Source organism: Rhizobium sp. ERR 942 (assembly GCF_007828395.1).
Taxonomy (GTDB): Bacteria; Pseudomonadota; Alphaproteobacteria; order Rhizobiales; family Rhizobiaceae; genus Rhizobium; species Rhizobium dioscoreae.
In genome coordinates this window covers 195,925-212,464 of the sequence record NZ_VIUA01000010.1, presented here as the reverse complement: position 1 = coordinate 212,464, position 16,540 = coordinate 195,925, and the positions used below count along the sequence as shown (strand labels likewise).

The window sequence follows — 16,540 nt, the reverse complement described above, 5'->3', positions numbered from 1 at the left end:
GCAGGTTCCATAAACTGCTCCTCCTGAGCGAGTGTTTTGATGCAACCTCACTCTGCCAGAGCGGCGGCCGCTGTTCACTCCTCATGGGATCTAAATCAAAGGTCTGCCTTTATGGAAGTAACGCTTTCTCCGCCGCGACTGGAAACCGAACGGCTTATCCTGACGGGACATACGCTCGATGATTTCGAGCCGCTTGCAGGCATGTGGAGCGATCCTCTGGTCGTGAGGCATATTTTCGGCAATGTGGTCTCCACTTCCAGGGAGTCGTGGATGCGGATGCTGTCCTATCATGGTCTGTGGCCGCTGCTCGGGCATGGCTATTGGGCAATCCGCGAAAAATCCTCCGGCCGCTACGTCGGCGATCTCGGCTTTGCCGACTTTCACAGGGTGATGGAACCGCCAATCAGGGGTATTCCGGAGGCCGGCTGGGCACTGGCCGCGTGGGCGCATGGCAAAGGCTTTGCGACGGAAGCCCTGGCGGCCGCCGTCGCCTGGCTCGACCAGCAGCCGCGATTTGATCGCAGCGTCTGCCTGATCTCGCCCGACAATGCGGCCTCGATCCGTGTTGCCGAAAAAGCCGGCTATGGCGATCCGAAGCCAATGCGCCTCAATGACAAGCAGACACTGTTGTTCTCCCGCGCCCGTCAGCCGAAGGAATAGGGGGCGGGCAGCTTTAGCCGCACACCCGGATCGACTGGCTCAAAACGCCAGCGACTGCTGCACCGGCTTCGGCGGCGCCAGCTGAACGCCTTCCAGCTCCAGCATGCGAGCCTTGGAGTTGGAGCCGCCCGGCGCGGAAAAGCCGCCGATCTTGCCGCCAGCCGCCAGAACGCGATGGCAAGGAATGATCAGCGCCACCGGGTTCTTCGCCATGGCCTGCCCGACATCGCGCGCGGCTTCCGGCCCTGCGCCAAGCTGCTTGGCCAATGTGCCGTAGGTCGTCGTATGGCCCCAAGCGACCTGACGGGCGGCATCGTAGATCTGTCTGAAGAAGGCGTCCTGCTCGCCGAGATCGAGCGTGACGTCGGAAAAGTCGATCTCCTCACCGGCAAAATAGCGTTTCACCTTGGCGACCACTCCCGCAATTTCCGTGCTCGGCGCGCCGGGCTGCGCGTTCGGCAAACGCCGCAGAAGCAGGCGTTCGGTCGCGCCCGCATCCTTCGTCGGCAATTGAAAGCGCAGCACGCCGACCTCGTTCCAGGCGATGCCGCAGAAGCCGCCAGCGGTTTCGAAGATCAGATAATTTTGCCTTGTCTCGTTCATGACGAAAGCTCCCGTGTTTCCACTTGTCATGAAAATCGTCCTCGGGAGCCTCGAATTCAACCCGATTCTTGCAAAGATCGGGAATTGCCACCGTTTTGACGGCCGCCGAACGGATTCAGGGCGATTGACAGAACCGGATCAATATCCGCCGCCAGTCGGAGGCGCGTTCAGCGTCATGCCGCCGCCGGAATTGTGATCTCCCGACGTAGAGCAAGCGGAAATGCTGAGCCCGATGAGGACGAGAAATACGGCTGAAAAGATGGCCCTGGTAAACATAGACGGTCATTCCTTGTTGGAGAGAATGGAGAGCAAGCCTCGCTTGGAATGAACAGATCAGACAGGACTTTTATTCGATCGCATTTTTGAAACGAGGATGTCGGTATTCTGATTTATGAATCTGCCATTTGTTCTCGTTTTGTTCTTGAAATCCTTGTTGTTGAGTCATATGCTTTAGAGATCAGGGAAAAAGGAGGCAAAGCCAAGCCGGTTTTGAATGAAGCCATGCAGCACATCGATCAATTATCATTTGATCTCGGCAAACCGCCAATTAATCGCAAGGGCAAAAGCCCGCCAAAACGTCGGCAAGCTCTCTACTTTGCGGCGTTGCCGGACCCGGAAATCGCTAAATTGGCTGCAGAAATGACCGTCGACCAAAGTCGGCGAAATGGATTGATGCGCACAGCCAGAAAGCATGATCTCTACCATGCCACCATCTATCCCATCGACATTGTCTCTCGCTCCCAGGAGGAAGCCACCTTCGCTGCGTTAGAGGCCGGGTCAACCATCTGCTTAAAATCGTTTCCCCTGACATTCGATCGGGCAGGCACATTCGGCAACGGCAACAACCGTCAATATGTACTCTGGTGTAGGGAGGGAAACGAGGGGCTAACGACACTCCGTCGGGAATTGGATACTGCAATGCAAAGTATGGGCTTTGAAAGCGGCATATCCACTTCGTTCCAACCCCACATGACGCTGTTTTATTGCAACCACATTCTTCCCGAAGTGATTTTGGAAGAGCCGATTGCTTGGACAGTCAAAACGTTCACGCTGGTCAACAGCTTTCAGGGCGACGGCGAGCATGGCCATGTCTGGCACTGGCCATTGCTCTGAATCTGGCGCTTACGGTTTCGGAACAGGTTCAACTGCCGCCATCACCGCGGCCACGGCATCATCGACGCTGAAGCTGCAGCGCTTGTCGACGTCGACCATGCCCGCGACCGTCATGAGATCGCGAACGCGGTCATGCACACGGGCGAACTGGACGCGGAGGCCGGCTCGCTGCATCGCGCTGTCGAACTCCATCAAGGCGTCCATCGCCGTACTGTCGATATCGGAGCTTTCTTCCAGGCTGAGAATAGCTGCCTGCAACCCGGCTTCGTTGCGGCTGCCGGACAATATCTCGCCGAAGATCGTATCGGCATTGCCGAAAAACAGGGTTTCGCCGGGGCGCCAGATGGCAATGCCCGGTATCTCGGACGCATCGTCATGCCTGCTGACATCGACGAAGTCATGGCCGTTGTTGAGCCGCCCCAAACGGGCGACATGCGGCGAGGCCAGACGATGCATCATGGCGGCAAGCGAGAGCGCGATCGCCAGCAGCATGCCATTGAGAACGCCGAAGGCGAGCACGCCGACAGCGGCACCCACTGCCACGTAGAAATCGCGATGCAGACGGCGCAGGCGCAGAATGGGGCTGGGATCGAGCGCATGGGTCAGAGCCGCGATCACGACGGCGGCGAGCACCGGTTCCGGCAGAAGCGCCACCAGCTGTCCCGCACAGGCAATCAGGATCGCCAGGCCGATTGCAGCGAAAACGGTCGTCGCCCGCGTCTTCGCGCCAGCCGCCTCACTGGCAAAACCAGCGGAAAAACCGGCGCCGACTGGCATGCCCTGAACGACGGTGCTAGCGATATTGGCAGCACCCAACGCACCAAGCTCGCGATTGACCTCCAGCGTCTCGCCGTAACGCAGGGCGAGTGCACGCATCGTGCCCCAAGATTCAGCAAAGAGGATGAGGACAAGGGGCACGGTGAACTGCACCAGCCGCGAATAGGCGGTCCAGTTGGCGTCCGGCAGCGACGGCCATTGCGGCAGGATCTCGATGGGGCCGACCAGCTTGACGCCATGGCCTTCCAAGCCGAACAGATAGGAGGCGAAGATGCCGGCGACAAGCACGAGGAAAGCGCCGGGAATGCCCGGCAATCGCTTCAAGAGCAGCAATGCCGCCAACGCGACGATGCCGACTATGACACTGATCGGATTCCACTGCAGAATAGCGCCGAAGAGTGCCGCCGCGTAGGTCAGGATATTCGAGCCCTGCACGGGCGCGCCCACCAGAATTGGCAGTTGGTGCAGGATGATGGTGATCGCCAGCCCGAGCGCGAAGCCCCGCAGGACCGGCCGCGAGATGAAACCGGTGATGCCGCCCAGGCGCAAGGCACCGGCGATGACGAAGAGAATGCCGGCGAGCGCCACGGCGATCGTGGCAAGCCCCGCCTTGATCGTGGCATCGCCCGGCACCACCGCCAAGGTGGCTGCGAGAATGGCTGCGGACGAGGATGTGGGAGAGACGATGGCAAAGCGGCTGCGGCCGAATATGGCATAGACGAGACATCCGGCGATGCCGGCGAGGATTGCACGATGTGGCGGCAGGCCGGCAATGCCTGCGTAAGCGACCGCTTCCGGCAGCATCAGTCCGGCAACCGATATGCCCGCGACCAGATCCGCCCTGTCCACCACGAACCAGCTGCTCAGCTTCGTCATCAATCACCGACCATAGGGATGGCGCATCCGTTTATGGATAGAGATTCGCGTCTGGTCTGCAACAGGAAAATGATAAGCAAAACCAGTGTGTCACGCTGCGGCATCGCTGCCGTTGCGCAACGGACAGCTTCGCCCGATGGTATCGGCTACGAAATCCATGACGGCGCGGATCGCCGGAGAGCGGCGCAGATCCGGATATGTCACGAGCCAGAGGTCGCGCGCAGGCGACGGCACCGCCACCGGCAGGCGTACCAATGCCGGCTCGCCATCGCCGAGAAAGGCGGGAAGCGCCACGACGCCGAGGCCGGTTCGGGCAGCCTCCAGCTGGCCGAAGACATCGGTGGCGCGGAACACGATCGGGCGGCCTTCCAATAGGCTGCGCAGCCAGATCTGCTGCGTCAGATGCTCCATCGCCGCATCGTAACCGATGAACACCCAATCCTTCTCCGGCATCTGCGCCACGCTCGGTATGGCGTAGAGGCCGAAGCGCATGACGCCGATGCGGCGCACCAGCAAATCGCTTTCCTCCGGCCGCGTCATGCGCACGGCAATATCGGCTTCACCGTAATTCAGCGCGGCGCGACGGGTGACACCGGCAATGGTCAGCGTGATATCCGGGTGCTCTTCACGAAAAAGCGTCGCCTTCGGAGCGAGAAGGTGGGCAGCGATCGATGGCGGCGCACTGACCTTGACCGCGGCGGAAAGGCCGGCGACGGCGCTCTTCGAATAACGTCTGATCGCCTCGACATTTTCCTCCATACCCGCCACCAGTTCGGCGATGGCGCGGCCATCGACCGTCAAGGGCGAGGTGCGTGGCCGCCGGTCGATGAGGCGCAGGTCGAGCGCACGTTCCAGCGCCGCAATGCGCCTGCCGACCGTTGCATGGTCGACACCCAACTCGCGCGCCGCCGCAGAGAGGGAGCCGGTTCGAGCGAGAGCGGCGAAATGGTGAAGGTCCTGCCAATCAATCATCGGTGCATTATTGCACAGATATGGTGAGTTCATACCGAATTTATTCAGGTCGACGCTTATGATCAAAGATCTCCCGAAAGGAGACTTGCCTATGCCCCTAGCGATTGCCATTACCGGTCCCGGCGGACCCGAAGCCATGAAAGCCGTCGATCTACCAGTCACTGAACCCGGCCCCGGCCAGGCGCGGATCCGCCAGAGCATCTCCGGCGTCAACTTCGTCGATATCTATGTCCGTTCCGGGCTCTATCCACTGCCGCCGGGCCAGAGCGTGCTCGGCTTCGAAGGCGCCGGCGTCGTCGAGGCGATCGGCCCGGAAGTCGAAGGGCTCAAGGTCGGCGACCGCGTCGCCTATATCGGCCATCCCCTCGGCAGCTATGCCGAGGTGCGCACTCTTTCCGCCGCTCGGCTGGTGAAATTGCCAGACGGCGTCAGCGAGCGTGCTGCCGGCAGCACGATGCTGCGCGGGCTGACGGCGCAAATGGTGCTGCAGAAGGTCTATCCCGTGAAAGCAGGCGAATGGGTGCTGGTGCATGCCGGCGCCGGCGGCCTCGGCCAGCTCGTCATCCGCCTTGCCAAGCGGATCGGGGCAAACGTCATCGCCACGGTCGGCTCCGAAGCCAAGACCGGCTTTGCCCGTGAGGCCGGAGCCGACGTGGTTCTCCTCCATACATCCGAGGATTGGGGGCAGGAAACACGCCGCATTGCCGATCGCCGCGGCGTACATCTTGCCGTCGACGGGATCGGCGGCACCATGCTCTCGCAAACGCTTGCGGTCGTCCGCCCCTTCGGCATGGTCGCAAGCCTCGGCCAGCCGGCCGGCCCCATTCCGCCGATCCAGATAGAAGAGCTGACCGCGCCTCGCGCCATCGGCCTGTCGCGCCCGAGCGTATTGACCTATGCCAGCGATCCGGATCTCTACCGCCAGGGCACAACGGCGCTGATGGCGGCGCTGCAGGACGGGCTCGTCAACCCGATCGGCGCCGAATACAAGCTGAAGGATGCCGCCCAAGCTCATGCCGACCTCGAAGCGGGCCGAACGACGGCCAGCGTCGTGCTGACGATGTGACGCCCGGCGGAGCCTCCTGGCAGGCTCCGCTCATTGCGATGGGGCGGCGGGGCGATGGGGTGTTTTAGCTTCGACGCACAATCCATTCATCCCGTCAATGGTTTTTGCTGCAAGGCAGCAATTCGTTGACCATGCCTGCTCCTGCCTGATACCGGTTGCATATGGCGACGCACGGCTCTCAGGCCACCGCCGTCATCGCTATCCGATACGAACCCGATCCTTCGTGGCAAACAGCATGGACACCGCTGCCGGTGCCCACAGGCGATATCCCGTGAACACTGCTTCCCAGACCATCCGGTACACTTCGACCCTGTCCCTCATATCGATCGTCGCGCTGACATTCTTCGGCTACCTTGCCATCGGGTTGCCGCTTGCGGTGTTGCCGACCTATGTCGACAGCAGCCTCGGCTTCGGCGTCGTATGGGCCGGCATCGCCGTCAGCACGCAATATGTCGCAACCATCGTCAGCCGCGCCCATGTCGGCCGGCTCTGCGATCAATATGGACCCCGCCGCTCGGTCTTTCTAGGCTTCCTTGCCTACGGTCTGTCGGGTGCACTCACCATCGCTTCCACCTTTACGATCCAAGTCCCGGCAGCAAGTCTTGCCCTTCTGCTTGCGGGGCGGCTGGCGCTCGGCATTGGCGAGAGCTGGGTGAGCACGGCGGCGATCACCTGGGCGATCGGCCTGATGGGATCGCGGGAAACTGTGCGCATCATCTCTTGGAACGGCATCGCCACTTACGGCGGCATTGCGCTCGCCGCCCCGATCGGCGCCTGGCTGCAAGGCCAATACGGCTTCTTCGCCATCGGCGTCGTCACCATCATCCTTGCGGTTGCCGGCTTTATGCTCGCGCAAACGCGGCCGCCGGTTCCGGGCGTAAAGGAAAAGGGCATCGGCACCGGCCAGGTGCTGAGCCGCGTCGCACCGTACGGCGTCGCGCTTGCGCTTGCCTCGAGCGGCTTCGGCGTCGTCATGGCCTTCGTCGCGCTGTTCTTCCATAGCCGCAGCTGGGACGGCGCCTCCTTTGCACTCAGCGCCTTTGGCCTTGCCTTCATGGGCGTGCGCCTGGGTCTTGCGCAAGCTGTCGCCCGCTTCGGCGGTCTGCCGCTGGTGCGCATCTCGCTTGTCATCGAGATCATCGGCCTGGCGGCGCTTGCCTTTGCGCCATCGCCGATAGTCGCCATCATCGGTGCGGCTCTCGCCGGCGCCGGCTTTGCGCCCGTCTTCCCGGCGCTCGGCAATGAGGCCATGGAACGTATCCCACCGCAGAACCGTGGCGTCGCGCTCGGGCTCTATTCGATCTTCCTCGACGTGTCGCTTGGGAGCACCGGCCCTATCGCCGGCCTGTTCGCGGATCATCTCGGTTATGCTGCACCGTTCTCCTTCGGTGTCGGCGCGGTGCTGCTCAGCCTGATCCTGAGCTTCTGCCTGCGCAGGAATGGCAGCCGCTGAAAGCTGTTTTGGCGCTGTTTGTCCCCGGTCCTGATTTTGGCATGTGGCGACAAACGGTTGCAGGCTCCCTTTAAGGCTTGATATGGGTCTCTGATCATCATCAGCAGGAGGCCCGCCCATGAACGTCACCGAAATCGTCATCGAAGGCGATACTCCGGGGATCGCCTGGCGGCTGCCGGTCCTGCATTTTGCCGGCAGCAAGGCAGACGCACCGAAGATCTATATTCAGGCCGCGTTGCATGCAGGCGAGCTGCCGGGCACGGCCTTGGTGCATTTCCTCTGCGAGCGGCTTCGGAAAGCGGAAGCCGAAGGCGCCATTCTAAGCGATATCATCGTGGTGCCGCATGCCAATCCGATCGGCGCGGCGCAATCGCATTTCGGCGAGATGCAAGGGCGCTTCGACTTGGGCTCGCGCACCAACTTCAACCGCGACTTTCCGCTGATCTCGCTTCGCGACCGCGATCTCCTGATCGAAAATCTGGAACGCTACCCCGCCGTCGATCGGCTGAAACGTCAGCTGATCCATATGGCGCTTGGTGCCGATCTGGTGATCGACCTTCATTGCGATGACGAATCCCTGCAATATGCCTATATTGACGAGGCATTCTGGCCTGAAGCCGCCGATCTTGCCGCGGCGCTCAAGATGGATGCGGTGCTGCTGTCGGACGGTGAAAGCTCGGCCTTCGAGGAGGCCGTCAGCTTCGCCTGGAAATACGAAGTGCCGGGGGAGAAGAAGGCAAGGCTGCCGGGCAAGCTTTCAGTCACGGTGGAATTGCGCGGCACCCGCGATGTCTATCCCGAAATGGCAAAGAACGATGCCGAAGGGCTCTGGCGCTTCCTGGCCGCGCGCGGCGCGGTACAGGACGACAGCGTCGCGCCCGGCACCTCCTTTAGCGGACCGGCCGTGCCGCTCGATAATGTCGAGATGATCCGCGCACCACAGGCCGGCACGGTGCTCTTCCATCGCAATATCGGCGAGCGCGTTGAAGAAGGTGATCTGCTGGCGACGATCATCACCGCGCCGGGTATGCCGGACGGCGCCATCGATATCCGCGCGCCGCAGGCAGGTCTGATTGTCACCCGTGTTTCGGACCGGCTGGTGCGCCGACGCGGCGATCTGATGAAGATCGGTTCGGACAGACCAAGCTCCGTCGCCCGCAAACCGGGGACACTTGAGGATTGATTTCCTTTAGCGGCGATCGATCACCTTGCAGCGCATGATGAAAGCGATCGCCGCTGCCTCGCGGAGAAGCACACCGAAACGATTGACATGATGCTGCATTCCGGCAAGCGCGGCACGCGCTTTGCCCCTTAGCCGGGCAAGAATTGAACGATTTTCCATCGCGATCATGCCTCCGATCGAGGTGATGCAGGCAATGTTCAGGTCATCGAAGGCGACAATTCATCGCCTTTCGAATATATGTATGCAGTGTGCATATATATAATGAAAATGTCAAGACGCTGTTCCGGGCTTATGTCATGAAGGCAATCGGGCAGCGATCCTGATCGCAAACGCCTTGGTCGCACACGCGGCAGACCACATCCTGGTCATCGCCGAGATCGACCAAGGCGGGCAGCAGCTTTTCGACCAAGCAGCCGAACTCGGCCGTCTCCTCCGGGCTGAGAACGCCGAAAGCCCGATGGATGACGGCCCGGCGGGCGGAAAGGCTTCTATCAAAGAGCAAGTGGCCTTTTTCTGTCAGCTGCAGCGCGCGGGCTCGCTTGTCTCCCTCGACGCCGCCGCCCCGCAGCACGAGGCCGGACGCCACCAGCTGATCGACCAGGCGCACCGTGGCGGAATGAGAGAGCGCGATCATCCGCCGCAGGCTCTCGATCGTCAGGCCCGGCTCGGTGCCGATTTGAACGAGTGCGGCAATGGCGCTCGGGCCAAGGCCGGTTTCATCGGCGAAAGCCTTCTCCATCTTGTCCACCAGAGCAAGGCTCATGGCGCCAAAGAGGTTTTCCAGCCGCAATATTTCCTTGTTCGTCGCCATGCTTTCAACCCGCACCATAAATATGCATGCTGCATATTTATGCGAATATCGTTGGCAACTGCAACGGGTGAGAGAACCGCCTCCCCATCCGAGCGGCTTTCATCCGCCTTTATCCGCATGCTATGCGCTATCGGACAGCAAAAGACGGATTCGCCATGACGATCACCATTTACGGCATCAAGAACTGCGACACGATGAAGAAGGCCCGGACCTGGCTCGAAAGCCACGGCATTGCCTATGACTTCCACGACTACAAGGCCGTCGGCATCGACAGGGAACATCTGGAGCGCTGGACGAAGGAAGCGGGATGGGAAGTCGTGCTCAACCGGGCCGGCACCACCTTCAAGGCCTTGCCGGAAACGGACCGCGCCGATCTTTCGAAGGACAAGGCCATTCAGCTGATGTTGGCACAGCCCTCGATGATCAAGCGTCCGGTGCTGGAAGCGGACGGCAAATTGCTCATCGGCTTCAAGCCGGATATTTATGCGGCTGCATTCGGCAAGGCGGCCTAGAGGCGAGCAATGTCAAAAACCACCCGCGCCACGCAAGTCCTGACCCAGGCGAAAGTCGTCTTTACCGTGCATGCCTATGACTACGATCCGAATGCGGAGCGTGTCGGTCTGCAGGCGGCAGAGGCGCTGGGCGAAGAGCCGCACCGCGTGCTGAAGACTCTAATGGCGGAGGTGGATGGCAAGCCTGTCTGCGCTGTCGTGCCCTCGGATCACGAAGTCAGCATGAAGAAGCTCGCCGCAGCCTTCGGCGGCAAATCGGCTGCCATGATGAAGCCCACCGATGCCGAGCGTCTGACGGGCTATCATGTCGGCGGCATCAGCCCCTTCGGCCAGAAGAAGATCGTGCCGACGGCAATCGAGGCGCAGGCGATGACCGAAGCCTACGTCTATATCAACGGCGGCCAGCGCGGGCTGCAGGTGCGCCTCAGTCCGCAGGATGCCTTGAGCGCTCTTAAAGCCAAGGCTGCACCCCTGATTGCCTAACGATCTTCAAGATCGGACATAGCGCCTTCAATTTCGCCGCAAACCGGTCTAAGTCTTTGGACCATCTTTCGATAGCAAGCACGCAGGTTTTGCCATGACATCAGCCATTCCCAACCATCATCCCGTCGATCACGCCAAGCTGGAAAAGCTTGCGGAAGTAGCCGTAAGGGTCGGGTTGCAGCTGCAGGCAGGCCAGGATCTGCTGATAACGGCGCCAGTCGCGGCGATGCCGCTGGTTCGGCTGATCACGCGCGAAGCCTACAAGGCCGGCGCAGGCCTCGTCTCCACCTTCTATTCCGACGAAGAGACGACGCTCGCCCGCTACGAATACGGCCAGGATGCGAGCTTTGACCGCGCCGCCACATGGCTTTACGAAGGCATGGCCAAGGCCTTCTCCAACAACACGGCACGCCTCGCCATTGCCGGCGACAACCCAATGCTGCTGTCCAATCAGGACCCGAACAAGGTGGCGCGTGCCAACCGCGCCAATTCGGCCGCCTATAAGCCGGCGCTGGAAAAGATCTCGAATTTCGATACCAACTGGAACATCGTCTCCTACCCGAATCCCTCCTGGGCGAAGCTGGTCTTCCCGAATGATCCGGAGGCGATCGCGGTCGCAAAACTTGCCAAGGCGATCTTCTCTGCCTCGCGCGTCGATGTCGAAGATCCGATCGCGGCTTGGACGGAGCACAATGCCAATCTGCACAAGCGCTCGGCCTGGATGAACGGCCAGCGTTTTTCCGCCCTGCATTTCCAGGGACCCGGCACCGACCTGACCGTCGGTCTGGCGGATGGCCATGAATGGCATGGCGGCGCGTCTACCGCCAAGAACGGCATCACCTGCAATCCGAACATCCCGACCGAAGAGGTCTTCACCACGCCGCATGCGTTGCGTGTCGAAGGCCATGTCTCGTCGACGAAGCCGCTGTCGCATCAGGGCACGCTGATCGACAATATCCAGGTGCGTTTCGAGGGCGGCCGCATCATCGAGGCCAAGGCGACGCGTGGTGAGGAAGTGCTGAACAAGGTGCTCGACACCGACGAAGGCGCGCGCCGGCTCGGCGAAGTCGCGCTGGTGCCGCATTCCTCGCCGATTTCGGCGAGCGGCATCCTGTTCTACAACACGCTCTTCGACGAAAACGCCTCCTGCCACATCGCGCTCGGCCAGTGCTATTCCAAGTGCTTCATCGACGGCGCCAAGCTCAGCCAGGAACAGATCAAGGCTCAGGGCGGCAATTCCAGCCTGATCCACATCGACTGGATGATCGGTTCCGACAAGGTCGATATCGACGGCATCAATGCCGATGGCTCGCGCGTACCCATCATGCGCAAGGGCGAATGGGCATAACCAAAGCTCAGACGTTCGAATGCGATCATGCCGCGGTATCTCCATCGCGGCATATTTTTCGGAAATCGTGAGATCAGATCGTCGCCAGCGCTTTCCTGACGCGTTCGAGATGCGCCTTGCGCCCGGTTTCGGTCACGCGGTCCATGTCATGCAGCGCCAGCATGCGGAAATTGAGCCGCTTGGCACAGAAGGCGGCGATGCCGCGCTTTAGCAGGCGCCGCACCGGATTGCCCATGTAGAGATGCACGATCCACCACGGCGAGCCTGTCGTCGTCAGCGCCCAGAACAGGCGGATATTGGTCAGTTCAGGCACGATACGTCCGCCGGCGGGATCATGGGTGAAGGCAACGCCGGGCGCAAAGGCGCGATCGAAGAAACCCTTGAGGATCGCCGGGAAATTGAACCACCATTGCGGAAAGACGAGGATCAGTCCCTCCGCCGCTCGCAGTCGCGCGACGATATCGCTGACACCTGAGGCATCGTAAGGCTGGTCGAAATAGCCGCGCCGCTCGGCCTCTGAAAGACGTGGGTCGAAGCCTTCACGGTAAAGATCGAGCAGATCGACCTGATGGCCGCGAGCAACGAGCGTCTCTTGCGCAAGCTTTGCCACCGCGGCAGCAAAACTATCCTCCAGCGGATGGGCCAGCACCAGCAGGATGCGCATCAGAAGAGGCTTCCCTGCTTCGGTGGCGCGGCAGGCTCGGCCGGTTTGGTAGCGCGTTTCTTCGAAGGCGCAGTGCCTGATGGCGGCGTGGATGAAGACGGTGGGGGGACATCATCGCCGGTGACTGCCCCGATGCGGCCGTCCGCAAACTCGATCGAAATCGCGGCACCCGTCGAAAGGGCTGCCGCCAGCGAAACCGGGCGGTCGTCCTCATCGCGCACGACAGCGTATCCGCGCTTCAAGACATTCTTGTAGGAAAGCGACTGCAGAATACGCTCCTGCGCCGTGAGTTCGCTGCGCGCTCGGGTCAGCTGATGGCGGATAGCCGTATCGGCATGACGGACGAGATTGCCGAGGCGATCGCGAGCCCTCCCCGTCTGTGCCTCAAGGCGCGATGGCAACGTAGCGAAGACGGCATCGGCGCGTTCGATGCGAGCGCGGGACCGGTCGAGCATGCGCTCAATGGTCCGCTCCGCGCGGGTCATCCGTTCGCCCAATTGCTGGCGGCGCTCGGCGATCCTGTTCGACAGGATATCGGGGCGGAGGTGCGAGGCCGTACGCTCGAAGGAGCGGCGCTTGTTCAGCGTGTTCAGCTCCAATCCGCGGCCAAGGCCGGCGGCGGCTTCATCGAAGCGGCGGCGCGGCAGAGCCAGAATCTGGTCGAGAGAAGGCAAAGCGCGTAACAGCGCACGCAAAGCCTGCCGGCGTTGATCCATCTGCCTCGTCATTCCCCCCTGCAACCGGGCTGCTAGGCTTGCAAGCTGCGCCTCAAGTTCCGCTTTGACCGGAACGGCCATTTCCGCCGCACCCGTCGGCGTCGGAGCGCGCACGTCGGCGGCGTAGTCGATCAAGGTCCAGTCTGTCTCATGGCCGACGGCCGAGATCAATGGAATCTCGCTTGCGGCAGCAGCGCGCACCACAGCCTCATCGTTAAAACTCCAGAGATCCTCGAGGCTGCCGCCGCCGCGCGCGACGATCAGCACATCGGGGCGCGGGATGGGGCCACCGGGCGCAAATTCGTTGAAGCCGCGTATGGCGTTCGCCACTTCGTCGCCGGAGCCCTCTCCCTGTACCTTCACCGGCCAGACCAGCACATGTACGGGGAAGCGATCGGAAATGCGATGCAGGATGTCGCGGATGACCGCGCCGGTCGGCGAGGTGACCACCCCAATCACCTTGGGCATGAAAGGCAGCCGACGCTTGCGCTCGGGATCGAACAGACCTTCGGCAGCAAGCTTGCGCTTGCGTTCCTCCAAAAGCGCCATCAGGGCACCGGCGCCGGCGGGCTCCAGGGTCTCGATGACGATCTGATATTTCGACGAGCCCGGGAAGGTCGTCACCTTGCCTGTTGCAATGACCTCCATTCCCTCTTCAGGGCGGAATTTCAGCTTGGAGAATGTGCCTTTCCAGATCACCGCATCGATACGCGCGCGATCATCCTTCAGCGAGAAGTAGGCATGCCCCGAGGAATGCGGTCCACGATAGCCGGAGATTTCTCCGCGCACACGCACCTGGTCGAACGCATTCTCGACCGTGCGCTTGATCGATCCGGATAGTTCCGAGACGGAGTATTCCGTCAGGTTCGAAGGCGAATCATTCTCAAAAAAGCTGCTCATGTCCCCCTTCTACCCGATGTCGCGGTAAATGCGGAGCCTGCTTCATACCGCTTAAGTCTGAATCGATCGAAAGACGGGATTGTGCGCATACTTGAGATGCTTCCGCCTCCTTGCATGTCTCACAAAGGGCGTGGAGCCTATTGCTTCATCAAGCGTTAACCCTACTGACAAAGGCTTTCTTAGCCATCTGCGCGTAAACCTGTGCAAACTAATTCTTGGTAAAGAGGATATGGAGCGATGATATTCGCGACCGCCACGATCATCGGAATTGCCGCCGGCCTGCAGCGCTCGACGATCGGCGCGCTGCTCGGCGTGGCACTCGTGAGCATCGCTTTCATGGCCGCCGTCGCCACATCGATCGTTCCGCCGCCGCTGACGACGCTGTTCATCGCGCTCGGCGGCTACAATCTCGGCTTCATCGGTTACCTCGTCACCATCGACATGGTGGAGCATCGCCGCGCTTAAAAGCAATGTCAGGAAGTGTCTGGCGATTTCGCCAATTTAAGTGTCGCGGAGTGATTCAAAGAATCCAGGAGGAGCTGAAACGCTCCAAATCAATCCTGCGGCTTGACGCGGAAGAACTGCACATCCGATTCCGCCGGCGCCGCAATCGGCTCCAGATAGACCGGGATATGCCCGGCAGTCAGCTGCGCATAAAGCCCCTTCGGCGCCCGCTCACTCACTAACTCCACCTGCGGATCCCCCTTACAGAAGGCGACAATCGTCACCTTTGCCTCATGCAGAAGCGCTTCCGCCCGTTGCGGCTCTGCAAGACCGATATGCAGCTCGGCCAGCATTCCGTCGGGATCGCGATGATAAGGACCGGAAAGGGTGCGGTGCGGCGTGAAGCGCAGAAGCGGCGCTCCCATATTGGAGGCCGCCGCGACGACGCCCGGCTCGAGACCCGCAATCGGTGCCAGGGCCTGCCTGGAGGCACAATTGGCAGTCTCCTCCGCCTTGACCGGCGCTGCGACCATAAAACCATTGACGACCCCCTTGCTTGCAAGCGCGCCGCCGACGGCCCAAACGGCTGGGACAGAGGCCAATAGCGTCCCTGCATAGAGCAGGATCGAACGCAGATTTCTGGGATCGGCCATGTAGTCTTTTCGCAATTCGGCAACCAACAACGCCAATGGCGGAATGGCCAGGAGATTGGCAAATTCGGCGCCACGCACCTGCACCAGCGTGATCACCCAATTGATCGCGATCAGTGCCATCAGCATTGCATGGAGGCTCGCGCGGTTGCCCCGCAGGATACGAAAGCCGCAGACGAGCATCGCCAGAAGACCCGTCGCATAGAAGGCGCCGAGCGTATCGGGCTGCCTGTGAGCGACGGAAAAGATCGACTGCGCCTCGGTCACCCTGCTGAGCCAGAAATCCACCAGCATGGGATCCAGATCGGAAAGTGGATTGCGCAGGCATTGCGGCGCGAGGGCTACTGTCGTAGCCAACACGAATGCGCCGTTGGCCGCGAGAATTGCAATGCGCCAGGGGCGGGAGAGATGGCTGGTAAAAAGGGACGACAGGAGAAGCCCGACGCAGCCGGCGCTGGTAATGCCATAAAAGCCGAGCGAGAGATTGTCGCATGTGACCATCGAATAAAGGCGCGGCGGCACCAGCGAAAAGAAGGCGGCGCTGACGGCAACCGTCAACGTCAGCGCAAAAGCTTTTGCAGCGGGTGCGAATATCTCACCTTTCCAAGCCCACAAACAGGCAACAGACATGCAGGCGATGGCGACAAAGGGCGTCGTCTCTGCGCCGATACCGAGCTGGGCGGCGAGGGCGATGGCAGCGATTGCAAAGTTGCGAGGCCTGTAACTTTCGTCGACCAGCATTGCGACAGTGAGCGCGACGAGGCCGAGCTGGACATTATCGTGATCGATGGAGCCCGGCACGAAGCGCGGCGAGAGCAGGACGAAGAGTGCCGTCAGGATCAGCGAGAAGTGCATGCCCTGCAGACCGGCGATGCGCCTGCCCGCAAGACCCATGAAGAACATCAGCGGCAGGACGAGCATCAGCGGCCAGACGGTCAGTGCCGCCGCCTCGGCGCTTTCCGGTGAAAGGAACATTCGGAAGAAGAGGATGAGGCTTGCGATCGGCAGATCGATGAAGCGCGACCAGTGCATCAGCGTCCCGCCCGCAAGGCCGAGACGGTACTGCATCATGTCGAACCAGCCCTGGCCGGCGAGAAAATCGCGCACTTCGACAAGGCGCATGGCGTCGTCATTATCCGGCCCGACATAGTCCGTGAGGTTGCGATGAATGATGAGCTGCGCGACGATGACAATGGCGGCATAGACGAGCGCAGCGAAAGCAGGATGAGACCAGCGCATGGGCGCCTTCTTCTCCGCCGTTCCGGCTGCCTCGGGCGGCATTGCCAGCGTTTGCTCCATCTCGGTGAAC

General features: G+C 61.2%; 17 protein-coding genes. 9 read left to right on the top strand and 8 right to left on the bottom strand.

Annotation, left to right across the window (positions count from 1 at the left end; translation table 11 throughout):
• Positions 1–111 precede the first annotated feature (111 nt).
• Positions 112–660, top strand: coding sequence for a GNAT family N-acetyltransferase (locus FBZ97_RS31135; RefSeq protein ID WP_145323463.1), 549 nt, complete (start codon positions 112–114; stop codon positions 658–660).
• A gap of 39 nt (positions 661–699) precedes the next feature.
• Here FBZ97_RS31135 and FBZ97_RS31130 read toward each other — a convergent pair whose 3' ends face one another.
• A complete protein-coding gene (locus FBZ97_RS31130) occupies positions 700–1,263 on the bottom strand; it encodes a methylated-DNA--[protein]-cysteine S-methyltransferase (RefSeq protein WP_113329898.1) in 564 nt (187 codons plus the stop codon).
• Positions 1,264–1,764: 501 nt separating this feature from the next.
• Here FBZ97_RS31130 and FBZ97_RS31125 point away from each other — a divergent pair.
• A complete protein-coding gene (locus FBZ97_RS31125; protein WP_145323461.1) occupies positions 1,765–2,376 on the top strand; it encodes a 2'-5' RNA ligase family protein in 612 nt (203 codons plus the stop codon).
• A gap of 9 nt (positions 2,377–2,385) precedes the next feature.
• On the opposite strand, the gene FBZ97_RS31120 is transcribed toward FBZ97_RS31125, so the two are convergent.
• Together FBZ97_RS31120 and FBZ97_RS31115 are read right to left on the bottom strand one after the other, a co-directional pair.
• Positions 2,386–4,029 carry a SulP family inorganic anion transporter gene (locus tag FBZ97_RS31120; protein ID WP_145323459.1) on the bottom strand — a complete coding sequence of 548 codons (1,644 nt, stop codon included), beginning with the start codon at positions 4,027–4,029 and terminating at the stop codon, positions 2,386–2,388.
• 90 nt (positions 4,030–4,119) lie between these two features.
• Positions 4,120–5,001, bottom strand: a complete 882-nt coding sequence (locus FBZ97_RS31115) for a LysR family transcriptional regulator (RefSeq protein ID WP_145323457.1) — start codon at positions 4,999–5,001, stop codon at positions 4,120–4,122.
• Between the two features lie 91 nt (positions 5,002–5,092).
• Between FBZ97_RS31115 and FBZ97_RS31110 the strand changes: the two genes are divergently transcribed.
• The 3 genes from FBZ97_RS31110 (at position 5,093) to FBZ97_RS31100 (ending at position 8,703) form a co-directional block, all read left to right on the top strand.
• Positions 5,093–6,067 (top strand): quinone oxidoreductase, encoded by a 975-nt coding sequence (locus FBZ97_RS31110; protein ID WP_145323455.1) that lies wholly within the window; start codon positions 5,093–5,095, stop codon positions 6,065–6,067.
• A gap of 271 nt (positions 6,068–6,338) precedes the next feature.
• Positions 6,339–7,520, top strand: a complete 1,182-nt coding sequence (locus FBZ97_RS31105) for an MFS transporter (RefSeq protein ID WP_145323452.1) — start codon at positions 6,339–6,341, stop codon at positions 7,518–7,520.
• A 118-nt stretch (positions 7,521–7,638) separates the two neighbouring features.
• On the top strand, positions 7,639–8,703 hold the full coding sequence (locus tag FBZ97_RS31100) for a succinylglutamate desuccinylase/aspartoacylase family protein (protein ID WP_145323450.1): 1,065 nt from the start codon (positions 7,639–7,641) through the stop codon (positions 8,701–8,703).
• Between the two features lie 6 nt (positions 8,704–8,709).
• Here FBZ97_RS31100 and FBZ97_RS34565 read toward each other — a convergent pair whose 3' ends face one another.
• Together FBZ97_RS34565 and FBZ97_RS31095 are read right to left on the bottom strand one after the other, a co-directional pair.
• Positions 8,710–8,862 (bottom strand): hypothetical protein, encoded by a 153-nt coding sequence (locus tag FBZ97_RS34565; protein WP_156090776.1) that lies wholly within the window; start codon positions 8,860–8,862, stop codon positions 8,710–8,712.
• A gap of 130 nt (positions 8,863–8,992) precedes the next feature.
• Entirely contained in the window at positions 8,993–9,514 is a 522-nt protein-coding gene (locus FBZ97_RS31095) for a MarR family transcriptional regulator (RefSeq protein ID WP_145323448.1), read from the bottom strand.
• A gap of 155 nt (positions 9,515–9,669) precedes the next feature.
• Between FBZ97_RS31095 and FBZ97_RS31090 the strand changes: the two genes are divergently transcribed.
• The 3 genes from FBZ97_RS31090 to FBZ97_RS31080 all read left to right on the top strand — a co-directional run bounded on the left by FBZ97_RS31090 (position 9,670) and on the right by FBZ97_RS31080 (position 11,857).
• Positions 9,670–10,026: an ArsC family reductase gene (locus FBZ97_RS31090; RefSeq protein ID WP_145323446.1), complete on the top strand. Its 357-nt coding sequence runs from the start codon at positions 9,670–9,672 to the stop codon at positions 10,024–10,026.
• 9 nt (positions 10,027–10,035) lie between these two features.
• A complete protein-coding gene (gene ybaK, locus FBZ97_RS31085) occupies positions 10,036–10,509 on the top strand; it encodes a Cys-tRNA(Pro) deacylase (RefSeq protein WP_145323444.1) in 474 nt (157 codons plus the stop codon).
• A 94-nt stretch (positions 10,510–10,603) separates the two neighbouring features.
• Entirely contained in the window at positions 10,604–11,857 is a 1,254-nt protein-coding gene (locus FBZ97_RS31080) for an aminopeptidase (protein WP_113329889.1), read from the top strand.
• 73 nt (positions 11,858–11,930) lie between these two features.
• Here FBZ97_RS31080 and FBZ97_RS31075 read toward each other — a convergent pair whose 3' ends face one another.
• Together FBZ97_RS31075 and xseA are read right to left on the bottom strand one after the other, a co-directional pair.
• Entirely contained in the window at positions 11,931–12,521 is a 591-nt protein-coding gene (locus tag FBZ97_RS31075; RefSeq protein ID WP_113329888.1) for an NAD(P)H-dependent oxidoreductase, read from the bottom strand.
• Positions 12,521–14,137: an exodeoxyribonuclease VII large subunit gene (gene xseA, locus FBZ97_RS31070; protein ID WP_145323442.1), complete on the bottom strand. Its 1,617-nt coding sequence runs from the start codon at positions 14,135–14,137 to the stop codon at positions 12,521–12,523. Before xseA ends, FBZ97_RS31075 begins: the two co-directional genes overlap by 1 nt.
• A 237-nt stretch (positions 14,138–14,374) precedes the next feature.
• Here xseA and FBZ97_RS31065 point away from each other — a divergent pair, with 237 nt between their 5' ends.
• Positions 14,375–14,602, top strand: coding sequence for a homogentisate export protein (locus tag FBZ97_RS31065; protein ID WP_069611044.1), 228 nt, complete (start codon positions 14,375–14,377; stop codon positions 14,600–14,602).
• An 89-nt stretch (positions 14,603–14,691) separates the two neighbouring features.
• Here FBZ97_RS31065 and FBZ97_RS31060 read toward each other — a convergent pair whose 3' ends face one another.
• Positions 14,692–16,530, bottom strand: coding sequence for a hypothetical protein (locus FBZ97_RS31060; protein ID WP_145323440.1), 1,839 nt, complete (start codon positions 16,528–16,530; stop codon positions 14,692–14,694).
• Positions 16,531–16,540 lie beyond the last annotated feature (10 nt).

Bases quoted from the DNA above. Each gene is read 5' to 3' on its own strand.
- FBZ97_RS31135 (WP_145323463.1), top strand. From the start codon at position 112: ATGGAAGTAACGCTTTCTCCGCCGCGACTGGAAACCGAACGGCTTATC.
- FBZ97_RS31130 (WP_113329898.1), bottom strand. From the start codon at position 1,263: ATGAACGAGACAAGGCAAAATTATCTGATCTTCGAAACCGCTGGCGGC.
- FBZ97_RS31125 (WP_145323461.1), top strand. From the start codon at position 1,765: ATGCAGCACATCGATCAATTATCATTTGATCTCGGCAAACCGCCAATT.
- FBZ97_RS31120 (WP_145323459.1), bottom strand. From the start codon at position 4,029: ATGACGAAGCTGAGCAGCTGGTTCGTGGTGGACAGGGCGGATCTGGTC.
- FBZ97_RS31115 (WP_145323457.1), bottom strand. From the start codon at position 5,001: ATGATTGATTGGCAGGACCTTCACCATTTCGCCGCTCTCGCTCGAACC.
- FBZ97_RS31110 (WP_145323455.1), top strand. From the start codon at position 5,093: ATGCCCCTAGCGATTGCCATTACCGGTCCCGGCGGACCCGAAGCCATG.
- FBZ97_RS31100 (WP_145323450.1), top strand. From the start codon at position 7,639: ATGAACGTCACCGAAATCGTCATCGAAGGCGATACTCCGGGGATCGCC.
- FBZ97_RS34565 (WP_156090776.1), bottom strand. From the start codon at position 8,862: ATGGAAAATCGTTCAATTCTTGCCCGGCTAAGGGGCAAAGCGCGTGCC.
- FBZ97_RS31095 (WP_145323448.1), bottom strand. From the start codon at position 9,514: ATGGCGACGAACAAGGAAATATTGCGGCTGGAAAACCTCTTTGGCGCC.
- FBZ97_RS31090 (WP_145323446.1), top strand. From the start codon at position 9,670: ATGACGATCACCATTTACGGCATCAAGAACTGCGACACGATGAAGAAG.
- ybaK (WP_145323444.1), top strand. From the start codon at position 10,036: ATGTCAAAAACCACCCGCGCCACGCAAGTCCTGACCCAGGCGAAAGTC.
- FBZ97_RS31080 (WP_113329889.1), top strand. From the start codon at position 10,604: ATGACATCAGCCATTCCCAACCATCATCCCGTCGATCACGCCAAGCTG.
- FBZ97_RS31075 (WP_113329888.1), bottom strand. From the start codon at position 12,521: ATGCGCATCCTGCTGGTGCTGGCCCATCCGCTGGAGGATAGTTTTGCT.
- xseA (WP_145323442.1), bottom strand. From the start codon at position 14,137: ATGAGCAGCTTTTTTGAGAATGATTCGCCTTCGAACCTGACGGAATAC.
- FBZ97_RS31065 (WP_069611044.1), top strand. From the start codon at position 14,375: ATGATATTCGCGACCGCCACGATCATCGGAATTGCCGCCGGCCTGCAG.
- FBZ97_RS31060 (WP_145323440.1), bottom strand. From the start codon at position 16,530: ATGGAGCAAACGCTGGCAATGCCGCCCGAGGCAGCCGGAACGGCGGAG.